We start from the raw sequence: 17,055 nt of genomic DNA, 5'->3' as shown, positions 1-17,055 counted from the left end.
CGTTGACCGAGCGTTCCCGGAAGACCGTCTCGGTGAGGATCTCGCGGTGCGCCGACGGCAGCGCCTGGAAGGCCCGGGAGCAGCATCCGCTCGCCGCTGGCCGGCAGGCTCGACACGATCCCCTGGAGGAACCGGCCGCCGTAGACGGCCCGCGCGAACCGCGCGTGCAGCGGCACCGGCATGAGCCGCCCCGCCCGCCGCATCACGAACCACGCGGCCAGCGCGCGGGTCCCGGACCGCAGCACGCGGCTGCGCCGGGCGATCTCCGCGAGCCGCTCGCGCTCCGGCATCGCGCCGATCGGCAGGTCCACCATGACGGCGGTGGTGTGGTTGCCCTCCATGCCCTGGCCGGGCGGCCGCATCATCAGCGGCACCGCGACGCGGCACTCCCCCGCCGGCCTTCCCGGCGGGAACCGGACGGTCCGCTGGAGGGCGCCCGCGACCGCGCACATCACGACGTCCGAGACGCGGGTGCCGTGCCGCCGCGCGATCTCGCGGGGCTCGTCGAGCGGGATCCGCAGGGTGCCGAAGCGGCGCCCGGCCGTCCCGGCGGACGGCAGCCGCGCGGGCGGCGCGGCGCCGACCCCGCTGTCCACGGCGAGCTGCGCGAGGCCGAGGGCGCCGGCGAGCGCCTCGCGGACGCGGCGGCGCGGCGGCGCCGCCGGTTCGCGGCCGGTGGCCGGGCCGGGCGCGGCGGGCTCCATCAGCGAGACGGCCTGCGCGACGACGCCGACGCCGTCCGCGACGACGTGGTGCATCAGGAACACGAGCGTGGTGCGGCCGGGCGCGGCCCCGTTGACCAGGATCATCCGCCACAGCGGCCGGTCGCGGGGCAGCGGCTCGGCCTGGATCTCGGCGATCATCGCGCGGAGGCCGTCCATGCCGTCGACGTCGCGCTCGGCGACGTGCCACGACCAGTCGATGGCGGGGTGGTCGCGCCAGACCGGCCGCCGCCACCGCCCGCCGCCCGCGAGCCGCTGCCGGAACCGCGGGAGCCGGTCGAGCCGGTCGCCGATCAGCCGGACCAGGTCGAGCCGGCCGAGGGCGCGGCGGGAGGTGTCGAGCATGATGACGCCGCCCGCGTGCTGGGGCGCGGCGGCGCTCTCCACCGCGAGGAAGAACGCGTCCTGCGCCGGGACGCGCTCCTCCGCCGCGGGGCGGGCCGCCAGCCGGTCGGCGGTGACCACCGACAGCGCCACCAGCGGAACCGCCGCGACCGCGTCCAGCACGTAGTGGTTGGCCGTCGCGACGATGACGTAGGCGGTGACCGCGATGTGCGCGCCGTTCAGCGCGCGCGCCGGGCGCGGTGCCCTCGCCCGCGCGAGCTCCACGCCGGCCCATAACGCCCAGGCCATGTGCAGGGACGGAACGGCCGCGAACCGGTCCGCGTGCTCGATCACCGGCGAGCCCCACGACCCCCAGGTCCGGCCGAGCCGGACGGTGTCGACGAAGCCGAGGCCGCCCAGGAACCGCGGCGGCATCACCGGGAACAGCGCGAAACAGGCGATGGCGCCGACGTTCAGCGTCACGAACGCGTTGCGCGCCGTCCGGTACCGCCCGGGGTGCCGCACGTACAGCCAGACCAGCACCGCGAGCGTGGCCGCGATGTAGGTGGTCGCGTACTCGTAGTCGGCCAGGACGCGCAGGACGGGCCGTCCGGCGAGCCAGCCGTTGAGGGCCCGCTCGACATCGAGGTGCAGGGTCCGCTCCAGGGCGAGAACGCTCTCGCCGCGCAGGCGAGACGCGTGCTCCCGGGTCTGCTCCGGCAGCATCGCCACCAGGGAGTACAGCCCGAACAGCGCCAGCCCGAGCAGGATCTCGCCGCTCGCCCGCCCCCGCGTCGCGGCGCCGTCCCGGGCGAGGACCGCGTCCCGGGCGGTCACCGCATCCTGAGTCCCCATCGTCCCCCCGCCCGGCTGTTACCCAGCATTTCCGCCGGTCAGACGGCCATGACCGGAATAGATGATCATGTCCGGGATGTCGGCGCGATCGGCCGGGAGGCCGGCGCGATCCGGCCGGGAGGCCGGCGCGGCGAATCCGGGAACCATCTGGCACAGCGAGCCGTCTTCGATATATCGTTGTCGTATCGCGAAGGATCAAAGAGAGATCTCAGAAGGAAGGTGCAGAACATGGGAGCGGCACACGCGCACGGCGGACCCGACTGGCGCTGGGCGTTCGCAGCGGCGGCGCTCGGAGCGAAGGCCGCGCACGCGGCGTCCCGGCACGGTCCGCACGCGCACGGCCCCGGACCCCGGGGCGAGTTCCCCGGCTTCGGCCCGATGTTCGGCGGCGGACCCGGCCCCTGGGGGCCGCCCGGCGGGTTCGGGCCCGGCCGGGCGCCGTGGGCGCGCGGGCGCGGTCCCTGGGGGCGGGGACCCAAGGCGCGCAAGGGCAACGTCCGCGCGGCGATCCTCGTCCTGCTGGCCGAGGAGCCCCGCAACGGCTACCAGATCATCCAGGAGATCAACGAGCGCAGCGGCGGCGCCTGGAAGCCCAGCCCCGGCGCGGTCTACCCGGCGCTGCAGCAGCTCGCCGACGAGGGGCTCATCGCGGGCGAGGAGGGCGGCGGCCGCCGCACCTTCCACCTGACCGACGAGGGCCGCGCGTACGTCGAGGAGAACGCCGAGCGGCTCGCCGAGCCGTGGGCGGAGATGACGCCCGAGTTCGGCGAGGGCGTCCCCGAGCTGTTCAAGCAGGCCGCGCAGACGGGGGCCGCGGTCATGCAGATCGTCCACTCCGGCTCGCCGGACCAGGTCGCGCAGGCCCGGGACGTCCTGTCGGAGGCGCGCCGGAACCTGTACCGGATCCTGGCCGACGACGACCCCGCCGGCGACGACGCGGGCCCGACGGCCGACGACGACGAGGAGTAGGCCAGTGACGCGCCCGGACGACATCCGCATCGGCGACGCCGAGCGGGACGCCGTGATGGTCGCCCTGCACGACCACTTCGCGGCGGGGCGGCTCGACCGCGGTGAACTCGACGAGCGGCTGGACGCCGTGCTGGCCGCCAAGACGCACGGCGACCTGCGCGCGCTCGTCCGCGACCTGCCCGCGCCGAACGGCCTGCCCGAACCGGAACGGCCCGCGGCGGCCTTCGGCGCGGTCCCCTGGGACCTCGGCCCCGCGCTCGCGTTCGGCGGCCCGGGACGGCCCCCGCACCGCCACCACCGGCACATGGCGCACGCCCACCGGCACATGGCGCACCACCGGCACGGCCCCCGCTTCCCGGCGTTCCCGCTGATGATCGCCGTGTTCTTCGCGGTCGCGTTCACGGTGGGCGTCGGCACGGCGGCGCTGGCCGTGCTGCACGTCGCGCTGGTGATCTGGCTGGTGCGCGCGGTGATGCTGCTGGTCGGCGCCCGCCGGTCGCGCCGCCGCCTCAACCCCGGCGCCTGAGCCGGGGACGGACCGCCCGCCCCGGCGGGCGGGCAGGCCGGCCTGGGTGCGGTCCCCGCAGCCGGGCCGGCGCCATTCCGGCGCCGGGCGGCGGGCCGTTCCGGCGCTAGGCGGCAGGGCGTTCCGGCGCTAGGCGGCGGGGCGTTCGGGCGGGAGCGCGCAGCGGGACGGGACGGCGTCGCGGAGCGCGCCGAGCGCGCGGGCGATCAGCGGGTTGGCGCGGCTGCCCCGCCGGACGCAGGTCAGCACCTGCCGCATCGGCACGGCGTCGCCGGACAGCGGGACGCGCACGACCGGCTGGTCGGCGGGCCCGTCCGCCAGCCGCGGGACCAGCGATACCCCGAGCCCGTTGCCGACCAGCGCCCAGATCACCGACCAGGTGGTGGCGTTGTGCGCGATCCGGGGTGTGAAGCCGGCGGCCGCGCAGTAGGCCATGACCTGCTGGTGGTGGGCGCAGCCCTCGGGCTGCACGCTGATCCACGCCTCGGCCGCCGCGTCCTCCAGCCGGACGCCGCGGCGGCCCGCGAGCGGATGCCCGGCCGGGACGATCAGGTCGAGCGCCTCGGCCATCAGCGGTTCGCGGTCGAAGCGCGGGTCGCCGGGCGGCGGCGCGTCCGCGGTGGGCTCGATGACCGCGACGTCGGTCTCGCCCGCCGCGAGCAGGCCCATGGCCACGTCGGTGTCGCACTCGCGGATCTCGATCGTCAGGGCCGGGTCGGCGCGCAGCAGCGCGCCGGCGGCCGGGGCGACCAGGCCGCCGACCGCCGTGGTGAACCCGCACATGCGCAGCGGCCCGGAGGCGCCCGCGCGGTGCGACTCCAGGTCGGCGAGCGCCTCCTCCCAGCGGGCGAGCATGGCGTCGGCGTGCTCGATGAGCAGGTGCGCGGCCGGGGTGAGGCGCACGCGGCGGCCCTGCGGTTCCAGCAGCGGGACCTTGAGCTCGCGCGCCAGTTCGCGCAGGTGGTGGGAGACGGCGGACGGGGTGAGGTGCAGCGCGTCCGCCGCCGCGGTGACCGTCCCGTACTGGTGGACGAGCCGGAGCATGTGCAGCCGCCGCAGGTCGATCATGCAATCATTTTGCACATATGACCACGGAAATGTGAAATGGACGGCAACGTTCGTATCTGTGCAGACTGCCGACATGACACAGCGAGGCAGGATCCTTTCCCGGCATCTCACCAGTGACGGCGTCGTCGTGTGGAGCCGCTGCTCCTGCGGGCGGCTGCGGATGGACCTCGTCCCGGCGGCGGGCGGGGCCCGGCTGGGCGCCGGGCCGTGCCCGCACCGGGACGGCGGTCAGGCATCGAGCGTCAGCTCGTAGTGCAGCGTCTTGTAGTGCTTCACGCGGTGGAGGAGCGGGACGGCGAAGCCCTGCTGGAAGCGGTGCTTGCGCGCCAGCATCCGGCGGATGGGCTTCGCCTCCTCCTCGCTGAGCAGCCGGACGCGGCCGTGGACCGCGGGGCCCGTGACCTTGCCGCTGTAGGTGCTCGGCGCCACCTCGACCTCGGGGTTACGGGCCATCCGCTTGGTCTTGTACGCCTTGTCGTAGGTGCGGAAGTAGGCGTGGTCGCCGCGGACGACGATGTTCACCGGCGTCCCGACCGGCGTGCCGTCCTTGCGGTAGGTCGTCAGCAGGACGGTGCGCTGGCGCGCCAGCCCGTCGAGCGTCTCGCGGATGTTCGTGGTGTCCATTGCGGGCCTCCCTTGTTCTCGCTCCTGCCCAGGAGACGTGAGGAAGACCCGCGGACGTGACATCAGGCCGGGCGGAGCTCCGCGGCCTCGGCGGCGAGGCCGCGGATCCGGTCCCAGTCCCCCGCGCGGACGGCGTCGGACGGGGTCAGCCAGGTGCCGCCGACGCAGCCGACGTTCGGCAGCGCGAGGTACTCGGCGGCGTTGCCGGGCCGGATCCCGCCCGTCGGGCAGAACGTGATCTGCGGCAGCGGCCCGCCGAGCGCCTTCAGGTAGGGGACGCCGCCCGCCGGCTCGGCGGGGAAGAACTTCATCGCGGTGACGCCCTCCTCCAGCAGCGCCATCGCCTCGGACGCGCTGGACACGCCCGGCAGGAACGGCAGGCCGGTGTCCGCCATCGCGGCGCGCAGCCGGGGCGTGCAGCCGGGGCTGACGAGGAACCGCGCCCCCGCCTTCAGCGACCGCTCGGCGTCCCGCGCGGTGACGACCGTGCCGGCGCCGACGACGGCGTCCGGCACCTCGGCGGCGATCCGCTCGATCGACTCGGCGGCGGCGGGCGTGCGCAGCGTCACCTCGATCGCGGGGAGGCCGCCCTCGACCAGGGCGCGGGCCAGCGGGACCGCGTGGTCGGCGTCGTCCAGGACGACGACCGGGACGACGGGCGCCAGCCCGAACAGCTCTTCGGTGTTCACACGTGCTCCAGGGTCTCCATGGCGGCCGGGGTCTGCGCCAGCCGGACGGCGGCGCCGACGAGGGCCGGGCCGGGGTGGACGATCAGCGAGGTCGGGATGGGGCGCAGGTAGTCCTCGACGGGCGGCTTCGCCTCGAAGCGGGCGCGGAAGTCGCTGCGGCGCAGCTCGTCGGCGATGCGCGGCAGGATGCCGCCGCCGAGGTGGACGCCGCCGCGGGCGCCGAGGGTCAGCGCGACGTTCCCGGCGAGCGAGCCGAGGAGCGCGCAGAACATCGCGACGGCCTCCGCGCACAGGGGGTCGCCGTCGTGCGCGCAGATCCGCGCCGGGTCCAGCGGCTCGACCTTCACACCGTCGAGTATCGCCAGGTAGCGGTGGATGCGCGCCAGGCCCGTCCCGGACAGCAGGGACTCGGCGCGGGCCGTGCCGTGCTCGGCGCGCAGCAGCCGCGCGACCGCCAGCTCCCGGTCGGTGGCGGCGGGGACGTCCACCTGGCCGCCCTCGCCCGGCAGCGGCACCCAGCCGGCGGGCGTCGGGACTAGACCGGCGACGCCGAGCCCGGTCCCCGGGCCGAGCACCGCGAGCGGCGCGGGCCCGGCGGCGCGGTCGGCGGCGGGGCCGATCGGGACCAGGTCGTCCGGTCCCAGGCGGGGCAGCGCGAGGGCGAGCGCCTCGAAGTCGTTGAGGATCTCCAGGTGCGGGACGCCGAGGTGCTCGCGCACCCCCTCCGCGGTGCCCTTCGGCCAGCCCGCGTTGGTCAGGTGGTAGGTCCCGCCGGTGACGGGGCCCGCCACCGCCAGGCACGCGGCCGCCGGGCGGACGTCCGGGGCGTACCGGTCGAGATAGGCGGCCGCGGCCTCGGCCAGCCCCGCGTGGTCGCGGGTCGGCAGCGACTCCACCCGCTCCGGGGTGCCGTCCGGGCCGTCGACGAGGGCGAAGCGGGCGTTCGTCCCGCCGACGTCGGCGACCAGCCACACCGTCTCCGCTCCATTAGCTGCGCTCATGCGAACACCCCCGCGCCCAGCTCGGCCGCGCCGACGGACCGGCGGAACACGTCGAACAGCTCCCGGCCGGTGCCCGTCCACTCCTCGGCGGACGGGGCCGCGCCGCCGGGGATGCGGGCGTCGAACTCCTCGTCCGGGACGAGGACCTCCAGCAGCCCCTTGTCGGCGTCCAGCCGGACGACGTCGCCGTCGCGGACGCGGGCGAGCGGGCCGCCCGCCGCCGCCTCCGGCGACACGTGGATCGCGGCGGGCACCGCCCCCGAGGCGCCCGACATGCGTCCGTCCGTGACCAGCGCGACCCGGAACCCGCGGTCCTGGAGCACCGACAGCGGCGGGGTGAGGCGGTGCAGCTCCGGCATCCCGTTGGCGCGCGGGCCCTGGTGCCGGACGACCGCGACGACGTCCCGGTCCAGCTCGCCGGCGGCGAACGCCTCCTGCAGCGCCTCCTGCGACTCGAACACCCGGGCGGGCGCCTCGACCGTGCGGTGCTCCGGCCGCACCGCCGACACCTTGATCACGGCGCGGCCCAGGTTCCCGGACACCGTGTGCAGGCCGCCGTGGGTGTCGAACGGCTCGTCGGCGGGGCGCAGGACGTCCGGGTCGCCGGACTCGGCGGGCGCGTCCCGCCACACCACCTTGCCGCCTTCCAGGTGCGGCGTCTTCCGGTACGCGGCGAGGGTGGCGCCGCCGACCGTCCGCGCGTCCTCGTGCAGCAGCCCGGCGTCGATCAGCTCGCCGATGAGGAACGCCGTGCCGCCGGCCGCGTGGAAGTGGTTCACGTCGGCGGTCCCGTTCGGGTAGAGCCGGGTGAGCAGCGGCGTCACCTTCGACAGCTCGTCGAAGTCGTCCCAGGTCAGCTCGATGCCCGCGGCGGCGGCCATGGCGACCAGGTGCAGCGTGTGGTTGGTGGAGCCGCCGGTCGCGAGCAGCGCGACGATCGCGTTGGCGAACGCCCGCTCGTCCAGCAGCTCGCCGATCGGGGTGTACTCGTCCGCGAGGTCGGTCAGCTTCAGCACCCGGCGCCCGGCCGCCTCGGTCAGCCCGTCGCGCAGCGGGGTCCCCGGCGGGACGAAGCTGGCGCCCGGCAGGTGCAGGCCCATGACCTCCATGAGCAGCTGGTTGGAGTTGGCCGTCCCGTAGAAGGTGCAGGTGCCGGGCGAGTGGTAGGACGCGGCCTCCGCGGCGAGCAGCTCGTCCCGCCCGATCTCCCCCGCCGCGTACCGCTTGCGGACCTTCGCCTTCTGCGCGTTCGGCAGCCCGGACGCCATCGGCCCGGCCGGCACCAGGATCACCGGCAGGTGCCCGAACGACAGCGCCCCGATCACCAGGCCCGGGACGATCTTGTCGCAGACCCCGAGCAGCAGCGCGCCGTCGAACATGTCGTGCGACAGCGCCACCGCCGTCGCCATCGCCACCACGTCCCGGCTGAACAGCGACAGCTCCATGCCCGCGCGGCCCTGCGTGATGCCGTCGCACATCGCCGGCACGCCGCCCGCGAACTGCGCGGTGCCGCCCGCCTGGCGGATCGCGGCCTTCAGGATGTCGGGGTAGTCCTTCAACGGCTGGTGCGCGGAGAGCATGTCGTTGTACGCCGACACGATCGCGATGTTCGGCGTGACGTTCCCGCGCAGCCACAGCTTGTCCTGGACGCCGCAGGCCGCGAACCCGTGCGCGAGGTTCGCGCACCCCATGCCGGTGCGCGCCGGGCCCTGCGTGCGGGCGGCGGCGATGCGGTCGAGGTAGGCGGTGCGCCGGGCGGCGCTCCGCTCGGCGATCCGCTGTGTGACACGTTCCAGGGCAGGGTGCAAGGCCATCGCGAGCTCCAGACCAGGGGGATCGGTAGATCGCCAAACTATCGAGACATAGGTCACTCATACAAGCCGACTTATGAACTTCAACTAACAAAAGTCCGTCTGTTCGGCTAACTGGACGTACGGAAGACGGCCATGCTTGACTGACCGGATGCCGCGTCCCGTGTCCCGCCCGTGCACGACCGGCGACGTCCTGCGCCTCATCCGCGAGGACGGCGTCGCCACCCGCGCCGACCTGGGCCGCGTCACCGGCCTCTCCCGGCCCGCCGTCGCGTCCCGCGTCGCCGAGCTGATCGCCCGCGGCCTCGTCGTCGAGCGCGCCGACGGCCCGTCCACCGGCGGGCGGCCCCCGGCCCGCCTCGCGTTCAACGCCGCCGGCGGCGCCGTGCTCGTCGCCAACCTCGGCCAGTCCCGCGGCCAGCTCGCCGTCTGCGACCTCGCGGGCCGCGTCCTCGCCCGGTCCGACGCGCCGCCCGCCGACGTCACCGCGGGCAAGACGCTGCCGCGCCTCCTCGACCAGTGGAGCGAGCTGCTCGCCGATTCCGGCATCGACCCGGCGTCGATCCGGGGCGTGGGCCTCGGCGTCCCCGACGCCGTCGAGCACGTCGCCGGACGCTGGGACCGCGTCGAGGTCAGCCCGCCCGTCCTGGAGCGCTTCGGGGTCCCCGCCCACCTCGACAACGAGGTCAACACCGCCGCGCTCGGCGAGCACCAGGCCCACCCCGGCGTCCGGGACCTGCTGTTCGTCAAGGTCTCCACCGGCATCGGCGCGGGCGTCATCGCGGGCGGCGCCATCCAGCGCGGCGCGCTCGGCGCGGCCGGCGAGATCGGCCACGTCCCCGTCCCGGCCGCCGGCGACGCGCCGTGCCGCTGCGGCAACACCGGATGCGTCGAGGCCGTCGCGGGCGGCACCGCCCTGCTGGCCCGCTCGTCCGCCGCCGACCTGCCCGCCCTCGCCGCCATGGCCCGCGCCGGCGACCCCGCCACCGTCGCGCTGCTGCGCGAGGCGGGCCGCCGCATCGGCGAGGTCGTCGCCACCGCCGTGAACCTGCTCAACCCCGCCGTCGTCGTCCTCGGCGGCGACCTCGTCGGCGCCGACGAGCCCCTCATCGCGGGCCTGCGCGAGGTCGTCTACCAGCGCTCGACCGTCCTCGCGACGCGCAGCCTGCGGATCGAGCCGAGCCGCCTCGGCGAGAGCGCCGGCCTCACCGGCTGCGCCGCCATGGTCCTCGACAACATCCTCGCGCCCGAGGCCGTCGACGCCCTGTGACCCGCGCCCTCACCGGCCGGCGCCGTCAGCGCCCCGTGGGGGCGAGGTCGTCGGCGACGCGGCCGTCCGCGACGGTGAGCCGGCGGGTGGTGCGGACGGCCTGGAGCATCCGGCGGTCGTGCGTGACCAGCAGCAGCGTGCCCGGATAGGACTCCAGCGCGGATTCGAGCTGCTCGATCGCCGGTAGGTCCAGGTGGTTGGTCGGCTCGTCCAGCACCAGCAGGTTGACGCCCTTGCCCTGCAGCAGGGCGAGCGCGGCCCGGGTCCGCTCGCCGGGCGACAGCGTGCCCGCCGGGCGCAGCACGTGGCCGGCGCGCAGCCCGAACTTGGCCAGCAGGGTCCGGGCGGGCTCCGGCTCCAGCCCGGACGCGGCGGCGAACGCCTCCAGCAGCGGCTCGTCCCCGAGGAACAGGCCGCGCGCCTGGTCGACCTCGCCGACGACCACGCCGGGACCGAGCGCCGCGTCGCCCTCGTCCGGGACGATCCGGCCGAGCAGCGCGCCCAGCAGCGTGCTCTTGCCCGCGCCGTTCGCGCCGGTGATCGCGACCCGGTCGGCCCAGCCGATCTCCAGGTCCACCGGGCCCAGCGTGAACGCGCCGCGCCGCACGACCGCGCCGCGCAGCGTCGCCACCACCGCCCCGGACCGGGGCGCGGCGGCGATCTCCATCCGCAGCTCCCACTCCTTGCGGGGCTCCTCGACGACGTCGAGGCGCTCGATGGCCCGCTCGGTCTGCCGCGCCTTCGCCGCCTGCTTCTCGCTCGCCTCCGACCGGAACTTGCGCCCGACCTTGTCGTTGTCGGTGGCCTTGCGGCGCGCGTTGCGGACGCCCTTGTCCATCCAGGACCGCTGCATCCGGCCGCGCTCCTGCAGCGCGGAGAGCTTCCCGGCGTACTCCTCGTACTCCGCCCGCGCGTGCCGCCGGGCGACCTCGCGTTCGGCCAGGTAGGCGTCGTATCCGCCGCCGTACAGGTTGATCTGCCGCTGGGCGAGGTCCAGTTCCAGGACGGACGTCACCGTCCGGGCGAGGAACTCGCGGTCATGGCTGACGACCACGGTCCCGGCGCGCAGGCCGGTGACGAAGCGCTCCAGCCGGTCCAGGCCGTCCAGGTCGAGGTCGTTGGTCGGCTCGTCCAGCAGGAACACGTCGTACCGGCTGAGCAGCAGCGACGCCAGCCCCGCGCGGGCGGCCTGCCCGCCCGACAGCGCGGTCATCGCCTGGTCGAGCCCCACCCCGAGGCCGAGGTCCGCCGCGACCTCCCCGGCCCGGTCCTCCAGGTCGGCGCCGCCGAGGGCGAGCCAGCGCTCCAGGGCCGCCGCGTAGGCGTCGTCGGCGCCCGCGCGGCCCTCCACGAGGCCCTCGGTCGCCGCGTCGAGGTCGGCCTGCGCCCGCGCCACCCCGGTCCGGCGCGCGAGGAACCCGGCGACGGTCTCGTCCGGCCGCCTCTCCGGCTCCTGCGGCAGGTACCCGACGGACGCCGACGCCGGGCTGAGCCGGACGGTGCCCGCCTCGGGCGTCCCGAGCCCGGCCAGCAGCCGCAGCAGCGTCGACTTCCCCGCCCCGTTGCCGCCGACCAGCCCGACGACGTCGCCGGGCGCGACGACGAGGTCGAGCCCGTCGAACAGGGCCCGGTCCCCGTGCCCGGCCGCGAGATCCTTGACGACGAGAGTGGCGCTCATAGACCCCCAACGCTATCCGCCCCGGGCACCCGGCCGGCCGGGCCCCGGCGGCCCGTCGCAGGGCGTGTCGTCCCCGAATCGTTGATCGCCAGGAGTCATCCGGTCCGTCCCGGTCGTTGGGGTGGACATGAACCCGGTTTACCTGCAGACCGAAAGAGCATGGCCCCCCGATGGCACAACCGCCTCCCCGGCGCCGGCGGAGATCCGGTCGTTCACGGAGAGTGACCGTCCCGAGCTGCTCGCCCTGTTCGCCCGCGCCCGCGAGGACTCCCCGTCCTCGTCGCTGTGGGGCCATGAGGAGTCCGAGGCGGACATCTACCTCACCCCCTACATGGACCTGGAGCCGGAGTCGCTCTTCGTCGCCGAGTCCGGGGGGCGGCTCGTCGGCTGCCTCACCGGGTGCCCCGACTCGTCCCGCCTCCCCAGCGAGGAGGCGCGCATGCTGGAGGCCATCCGGACGCACCGCCTCATGCTGCGCCCCCGCCTCGCGGCCTTCTTCGCGCGCAGCACCGGGGACCTGCTGTGGGGCGCGGCCCACCGCCGCCCCAGGGCCGCGGCCTTCGAGGACCCCCGGTGGCCCGCGCACCTGCACATCAACCTCGTCCCCGAGGCGCGCGGCACCGGAGCCGCCGAGAACCTCATGACCGCCTGGTTCGACCGCCTCAGGTCCACCGGCTCTCCCGGCTGCCACCTGCAGACCCTGTGCGAGAACACCCGCGCGCTCGCGTTCTTCCGGCGCATGGGCTTCACCGAGCACGGCCCGGCCCGCCCCGTCCCCGGCCTCAGGTACCGCGGGCGGCGCCTCCACCAGCGGACGATGGTCTGGACGCCCTGACGCCCTGACGCGGGCTCAGCCCACGATCACCAGCGGGCCGCGCACCGTCCCGCCGCCCTCCGACGTCCACTCCCCCGCGACGTACCCGGCCGCGCCCGCCGCATCGGCGTCCGGCCGCAGCACCCGGAGCACCCGCACGGCGGGCCTCCCCGGGAATCGCAGCTCGGTCCCGTCCGGCCCGTTCACGACGGCCGCCGTCCCGCCGGGGAACGGCTCTCCGCTGTAGCGGCTCTCGACCGTCTCGTTCGGCATGTCGGACACGCTCTGGTCCTGCGGCACCGCGCGGCCCTCGATCAGCGCGACCAGCTGCGCCTGCACCACCGGGTCGTGGACCCCGTCGTAGATCCACCGCCGCCCCAGCACACCGTGCTCGGACGTCCCGATGAGGGCGTCCTCGGCGCCGTCGAGCGGCGCCCCCCGGTAGGACATCGGCACGAGATGGGCGTGCCCGCCCTCCGCGACGACCATGACCTCGATGCCGACCTCGCCGGCGGGGTCGTCGAGCCGGAACCCGCCGGCCTTCCGCAGCTCGCCCCCGCTCCCCGCGTACCACGGCTGCTCCGGCAGCCAGCCCGCGAGAAGCTCCAGCTTCCCGGGCGTCATCGTGGTGTCGTAAACGACCGCCATACCTCTCCCGCCGTCTCGCCCAGCGCCGATCGAGCCCACGCTACAGCGGCCCTGCTCCGGTACGGCCAGGGGAACCGCTGATCATCACTTGAACAACCCCGGAACCGCACCCGGCATGCACCGGACCGGGCAGGGCAGATCATCAGCGGCTTTGTCGGATGATCAACCGCGGGTCCCTGCTTTGGACCGCTCAATCACGAACCGGGGGAGACCGGAGCGATGTCACGCCTCGCACTCGTGGCCCTGGCGGTCGCCGGCGTCCTGACCGCCGCGATCACCGGGCCGCTGCGCCCCTCGTCACAGCCCGTCCGGGCGGCGTCCTCGCCGCCGCCTCCGGCGGGCGGCAAGAACGGCGAGGCGTGGGCGTGGACGCAGCTGGTCAACGGCGCCTCGCACACGACCGAGATCCGGTTCGCCACCACCGAGCAGCCCTCCGGCCAGTGCCCCACCGCGCAGTACAAGCAGGGCGGCCAGATCCGCACCGCGCCGATGCGGAAGGTGAGCGACCCCTACACCCCGGGCGGACTCCAGCAGTTCCCGACCACGCTCTGCACGCTGCAGGTCCCCGACGGGGCGACCGGCGCGCTGATCGAGCCGAGCACCACCAGCGCGGCGACCGTCCACCCCGGCAACCTCCAACTCCCCCTGCCGGACTGGCCCGTCAGCGGCCGCCCCCGCCGGGTCGCCGTGATCGGCGACGCCGGCTGCGAGGTCGCCTCCCCGGTGTCCGGGGCCGCCGCGAACCAGGACTGCCTGAAAGCCTGGCCCCTGCACACCCTCGCGACGCACGCCGCCGCCCAGTCCCGGCCGGACCTCGTCGTCCATGTCGGCGACTACGTCTACCGCGAGCAGCCGCAGGCCGCGAACGACGCGTCCGCGGGCTGCGACGCCAAGGGGCAGGCGGCCGACTGGGGCTGCCTCGTCAAGGACTTCCTGCGCCCAGCCGAACCCCTCCTCGGTGAGGCGCCGTTCGTCTTCGCGCGGGGCAACCACGAGGTCTGCACGCCGGGGAAGGTGGGGCGTGGCGCCGAATGGTTCCGCTACCTCGCCACCACCCCGCAGAAGGACAACGAGTGCTACACGCTGCCGCAGACCCAGGTCGAACCGGAACAGATCAACGCGGGAACGCTGCACTTCGTCCTGTTCGACTCGTCCGCGGCCGACGACGGGACCCAGCCGGACAAGGCCCAGGCGGCCCTCTTCGCGAAATGGTTCGACGAGGTGAACACCCTGGCCGCCAACCACCCGGCGCACGACTACTTCCTCATCACCCACAAACCGCTGTGGACGGTCAAGCAGGCCTCGTCCACCGCCGTGACGTGGACGAACCCGACGCTCGCGAGCGGCCTCGCCCATTCTGTGCAGAAGGCGCTGGCGCCCAACGTCCGCCTGGTGCTCTCCGGCCACCTGCACCTGTACCAGATGCTCGACTTCGCCAAAAACACGCGTCCCCCGCAGCTGACCGTCGGCTCTTCGGGGACCACGCTCGACACCGCGCCGGACGACACCAAGGTGATGGGCAAGACCGTCGACGGCCAGACCGTCCAGAACTCGATCTCACACGACGTGCACGGCTACGCGCTGCTCACCGACAAGAAGGACCACTGGCACCTGGCCTTCCACGACAGCTCCGGAACGGCCTGGCCCCCGGACTGCACGCTGAGCAACGGCACCATCGAAGGCTTCACCTGCAAGTGACCGCCCGCCGCCTCAGCGGCCGCCCCGCTCATCGAGGTTCAGCTCTCCGAGCTTGATGCGCGCCACCAACCCGCCGAAGTCCCGGGCACTGACCCGGAGCCGAGGCCCTTCCCGATCCTTGGAATCCCGCACGCCGACGAGGCCGCTCAGCCGGGCCAACTCGACGCATGCGTCGTCGTTGCCGCCGCCGCTGTGAGAGCTCTTGCGCCACTTGGTCACTCGTAGGTCCTCATCGTCTGCTCGATCAGTTCCCTCGAAGCGTCCCTGGAAAGGGCAAACGCCCCGATCTGCTCGAACCGTATCGCGATGGTGGCGACCTCGTCACCGGCCTCGATCAGGCGCCCGCCGATCTGCGCTCCCGCGTAGGCCAGCTCCCTCGATCGGATCTTATAGATCTGGAGGGGACCGTCATGCCCCGGATGCCAGCCCACCGATCTGGCCACGACGCGGATCATGGTGCGCGGATTCTCCCCCATCTTGAGAAGATGACCAAGCTGGTCCCGCATCACCGCGTTGTCACCGACGCGGGATTCGAGCACTTCTTGATCGAGCAGCACCCAGAGATAGGGCGGCTCCTTGCGGAGCAGGATCTCCTGACGCTTCATCCGCGCTCTGGTCTCCGCCTCAGCCTCGCGCATTCGGCCGGCGGCCCGCAGAAGCGAGAGGGCATAGTCCTCCGTCTGCGCCAGCAGCGGGATCGTCTTCCCGTGGTAGACACGGACAACGTCCGCGCTCTTTTCGTACTGGATGAACTGCTTGAACCAGTCCGGGTCATGCCCGGTACGGGCGTAGTACATCAGCCTCTGGAAGTGACCACCGGTATTCCATGCCTCATCGAGGAGCGCCATGTGGTCGTCATTAGGCCGATACCTACCGGCCTCCCAATTCGATACGGTCCCCCTCGTGGCCTTGACGATGCGCGCCACCTGCGCCAGCGACAGGTTCCGCTGGGTCCGGTAGAACCACAGGTCAATGGCCAACCAAGCCCAGAGGGACGAGTTCGGATCGATCGTTTCGCGCACCGTCATCGAGACCCCTCCTGTTTTGCATGCTTTGCAATCCAGTGCAGGCTAACTCCCACGCCTTGATCCTGGGAGGCGAATCACGCAACGACCAGGACGGCGGCAATGAACGACCAAGTCCCGACGGTTCAAATCCCTAAATCGGGCGAAATCCGGATGACCCTACTCGCAGTGGGCTCTTCGGTCGCCCTCGCTCGCGAACTCGTCCGATACGCCCTCACCAACTGGGGCTTCGGCAGATCCTTGATCGACGACTCGATCCTCGTCATGAGCGAGATCGCAACGAACGCCGTCAATGCGGCGCCCGGCCACCACATCCGAATCCGCATCACCGCGCACGACGGCGCGCCCCTCCTTGAGTGCTGGGATCCGGCACCCGGGCTTCCGCTCCCCCGCGTCGCCGGCGCGGACGCCGTGAGCGGACGCGGCCTGGCGATCATCGCCGCCTATGCCGAGGACACCGGCGTCCGCCCGTCCGCCACCGGCAAAGGCAAGATCATCTGGGCCCTCATGCCCGCCACGGACGCCTCTCCGTCGCCTTGACCCGCACGCCTCTCACCCGCCGCACGGCGCCAGGCGCCACGCATACCCACGGCCTTACCTTCAAGAAAGGAGGCCGTACCTCCACGCGCGAGGCCGCAGAAGGGCCGCCTCAACGATCAAGCCCAGCCCAAGCCTGCTTTCGGCTCGAAGTTCGCCCACCGGACGTCCCCCTTGCCCGCTTCACCCCTAAAAGCAGCCTCTTGTCATGTTTGCTCTGTAATGCGAAGGTCTCAGCGCAGTGCCGTCGACAGGAGGGCGAGCGCCTCATGACGAGACCCTGGGAAGCGGACCATCACGCGGAGTTCCGGCGGAGGCTGGGCAAGACCGCCGCCGAAGTGGGCGACAGCCGCACCACGCAGGACTGCCCGGAGATCTGGGAACTGGACAACGGCGACATCGCCGTGATCGGCCGTGACGCCACGACCGCCTATGCCGACCGGCTCCCGCCGGGCGTCAGCATGGGCGCCGACGAGCGCCTCGTCATCATCTCGGGGCGCCTGCTCTCGGCCGCCAAGCCGGACATCCCAGACGCCTGACGCATCCGCGTACCGGGACCGATCGATCGCGATCGGATCACCTCAGCCGAACGCGACGGCGCGGGCCGAAATCTCGAACTTTCGCGGACGAGCCCCTTCTCACGTCCGCTCGCGGTCCGATCCGATGACTTGTGGCGGGGCGCGCCGCTTTTGCAAACACCAAGTCGGGCGGGCCCCCAGGCCGCGCCCGGGGTGACAGAGCTTTCGGGGTGTTGTGATGGGGGGTTTTTTACCCGGGCGCCCAACCCCGCGCGCGC

General features: G+C 73.8%; 18 protein-coding genes. 8 read left to right on the top strand and 10 right to left on the bottom strand.

Translation table 11 applies throughout. The annotated features are described in order from the left end of the window. Nucleotides 1-1,901: bifunctional phosphatase PAP2/O-acyltransferase family protein (locus tag ABZ914_RS19490; protein ID WP_500194542.1), on the bottom strand; the 1,901-nt coding region annotated here is incomplete at its 3' end. A 228-nt stretch (nt 1,902-2,129) separates the two neighbouring features. Here ABZ914_RS19490 and ABZ914_RS19485 point away from each other — a divergent pair. Together ABZ914_RS19485 and ABZ914_RS19480 are read left to right on the top strand one after the other, a co-directional pair. Beyond that, nucleotides 2,130-2,870 (top strand): PadR family transcriptional regulator, encoded by a 741-nt coding sequence (locus tag ABZ914_RS19485; protein ID WP_500194540.1) that lies wholly within the window; start codon nt 2,130-2,132, stop codon nt 2,868-2,870. Between the two features lie 4 nt (nt 2,871-2,874). Next, on the top strand, nt 2,875-3,396 hold the full coding sequence (locus ABZ914_RS19480) for a DUF1707 SHOCT-like domain-containing protein (protein WP_500194539.1): 522 nt from the start codon (nt 2,875-2,877) through the stop codon (nt 3,394-3,396). 129 nt (nt 3,397-3,525) lie between these two features. On the opposite strand, the gene ABZ914_RS19475 is transcribed toward ABZ914_RS19480, so the two are convergent. Next, nucleotides 3,526-4,464 (bottom strand): LysR family transcriptional regulator, encoded by a 939-nt coding sequence (locus tag ABZ914_RS19475; protein WP_500194537.1) that lies wholly within the window; start codon nt 4,462-4,464, stop codon nt 3,526-3,528. Between the two features lie 73 nt (nt 4,465-4,537). Here ABZ914_RS19475 and ABZ914_RS19470 point away from each other — a divergent pair, with 73 nt between their 5' ends. Continuing rightward, the gene (locus tag ABZ914_RS19470; protein ID WP_190857596.1) at nt 4,538-4,717 is read left to right on the top strand and encodes a hypothetical protein; all 180 of its coding nucleotides are present in this window, start codon (nt 4,538-4,540) and stop codon (nt 4,715-4,717) included. On the opposite strand, the gene ABZ914_RS19465 is transcribed toward ABZ914_RS19470, so the two are convergent. The 4 genes from ABZ914_RS19465 to edd form a co-directional block, all read right to left on the bottom strand. Further along, nucleotides 4,693-5,088 carry a PPOX class F420-dependent oxidoreductase gene (locus ABZ914_RS19465; RefSeq protein WP_500194535.1) on the bottom strand — a complete coding sequence of 132 codons (396 nt, stop codon included), beginning with the start codon at nt 5,086-5,088 and terminating at the stop codon, nt 4,693-4,695. The two genes, ABZ914_RS19470 and ABZ914_RS19465, sit on opposite strands and share 25 nt — an antisense overlap. Nucleotides 5,089-5,150: 62 nt before the next feature. Beyond that, on the bottom strand, nt 5,151-5,777 hold the full coding sequence (eda, locus tag ABZ914_RS19460) for a bifunctional 4-hydroxy-2-oxoglutarate aldolase/2-dehydro-3-deoxy-phosphogluconate aldolase (RefSeq protein ID WP_190857528.1): 627 nt from the start codon (nt 5,775-5,777) through the stop codon (nt 5,151-5,153). Beyond that, nucleotides 5,774-6,778 carry a glucokinase gene (gene glk / locus ABZ914_RS19455; protein WP_500194533.1) on the bottom strand — a complete coding sequence of 335 codons (1,005 nt, stop codon included), beginning with the start codon at nt 6,776-6,778 and terminating at the stop codon, nt 5,774-5,776. Before glk ends, eda begins: the two co-directional genes overlap by 4 nt. Continuing rightward, nucleotides 6,775-8,592 carry a phosphogluconate dehydratase gene (edd, locus tag ABZ914_RS19450; protein WP_500194531.1) on the bottom strand — a complete coding sequence of 606 codons (1,818 nt, stop codon included), beginning with the start codon at nt 8,590-8,592 and terminating at the stop codon, nt 6,775-6,777. Before edd ends, glk begins: the two co-directional genes overlap by 4 nt. Nucleotides 8,593-8,740: 148 nt before the next feature. On the opposite strand from edd, the gene ABZ914_RS19445 reads away from it, so the two are divergent. After that, entirely contained in the window at nt 8,741-9,859 is a 1,119-nt protein-coding gene (locus ABZ914_RS19445) for an ROK family transcriptional regulator (RefSeq protein WP_387028733.1), read from the top strand. Nucleotides 9,860-9,884: 25 nt separating this feature from the next. Here ABZ914_RS19445 and ABZ914_RS19440 read toward each other — a convergent pair whose 3' ends face one another. Continuing rightward, the gene (locus ABZ914_RS19440; RefSeq protein ID WP_500194529.1) at nt 9,885-11,537 is read right to left on the bottom strand and encodes an ABC-F family ATP-binding cassette domain-containing protein; all 1,653 of its coding nucleotides are present in this window, start codon (nt 11,535-11,537) and stop codon (nt 9,885-9,887) included. A 127-nt stretch (nt 11,538-11,664) separates the two neighbouring features. On the opposite strand from ABZ914_RS19440, the gene ABZ914_RS19435 reads away from it, so the two are divergent. Continuing rightward, entirely contained in the window at nt 11,665-12,372 is a 708-nt protein-coding gene (locus ABZ914_RS19435) for a GNAT family N-acetyltransferase (protein ID WP_500194528.1), read from the top strand. A gap of 15 nt (nt 12,373-12,387) precedes the next feature. On the opposite strand, the gene ABZ914_RS19430 is transcribed toward ABZ914_RS19435, so the two are convergent. After that, on the bottom strand, nt 12,388-12,999 hold the full coding sequence (locus ABZ914_RS19430) for a maltokinase N-terminal cap-like domain-containing protein (protein WP_500194526.1): 612 nt from the start codon (nt 12,997-12,999) through the stop codon (nt 12,388-12,390). Between the two features lie 219 nt (nt 13,000-13,218). On the opposite strand from ABZ914_RS19430, the gene ABZ914_RS19425 reads away from it, so the two are divergent. After that, the gene (locus ABZ914_RS19425) at nt 13,219-14,697 is read left to right on the top strand and encodes a metallophosphoesterase family protein (protein WP_500194524.1); all 1,479 of its coding nucleotides are present in this window, start codon (nt 13,219-13,221) and stop codon (nt 14,695-14,697) included. Nucleotides 14,698-14,709: 12 nt separating this feature from the next. On the opposite strand, the gene ABZ914_RS19420 is transcribed toward ABZ914_RS19425, so the two are convergent. Then, the gene (locus ABZ914_RS19420) at nt 14,710-14,916 is read right to left on the bottom strand and encodes a DUF397 domain-containing protein (RefSeq protein WP_500194522.1); all 207 of its coding nucleotides are present in this window, start codon (nt 14,914-14,916) and stop codon (nt 14,710-14,712) included. Beyond that, on the bottom strand, nt 14,913-15,725 hold the full coding sequence (locus ABZ914_RS19415) for a helix-turn-helix domain-containing protein (RefSeq protein ID WP_500194521.1): 813 nt from the start codon (nt 15,723-15,725) through the stop codon (nt 14,913-14,915). The genes ABZ914_RS19420 and ABZ914_RS19415 overlap by 4 nt, the downstream gene beginning before the upstream one ends. Nucleotides 15,726-15,824: 99 nt before the next feature. Between ABZ914_RS19415 and ABZ914_RS19410 the strand changes: the two genes are divergently transcribed. Together ABZ914_RS19410 and ABZ914_RS19405 are read left to right on the top strand one after the other, a co-directional pair. After that, nucleotides 15,825-16,262 (top strand): ATP-binding protein, encoded by a 438-nt coding sequence (locus ABZ914_RS19410; protein ID WP_500194519.1) that lies wholly within the window; start codon nt 15,825-15,827, stop codon nt 16,260-16,262. 266 nt (nt 16,263-16,528) lie between these two features. After that, entirely contained in the window at nt 16,529-16,798 is a 270-nt protein-coding gene (locus tag ABZ914_RS19405) for a hypothetical protein (RefSeq protein ID WP_500194517.1), read from the top strand. Nucleotides 16,799-17,055: the final 257 nt, after the last annotated feature.

The organism is Spirillospora sp. NPDC046719 (assembly GCF_040645715.1).
Lineage (GTDB): Bacteria > Actinomycetota > Actinomycetes > Streptosporangiales > Streptosporangiaceae > Spirillospora.
This window is presented reverse-complemented; position numbering and strand designations above follow the sequence as displayed.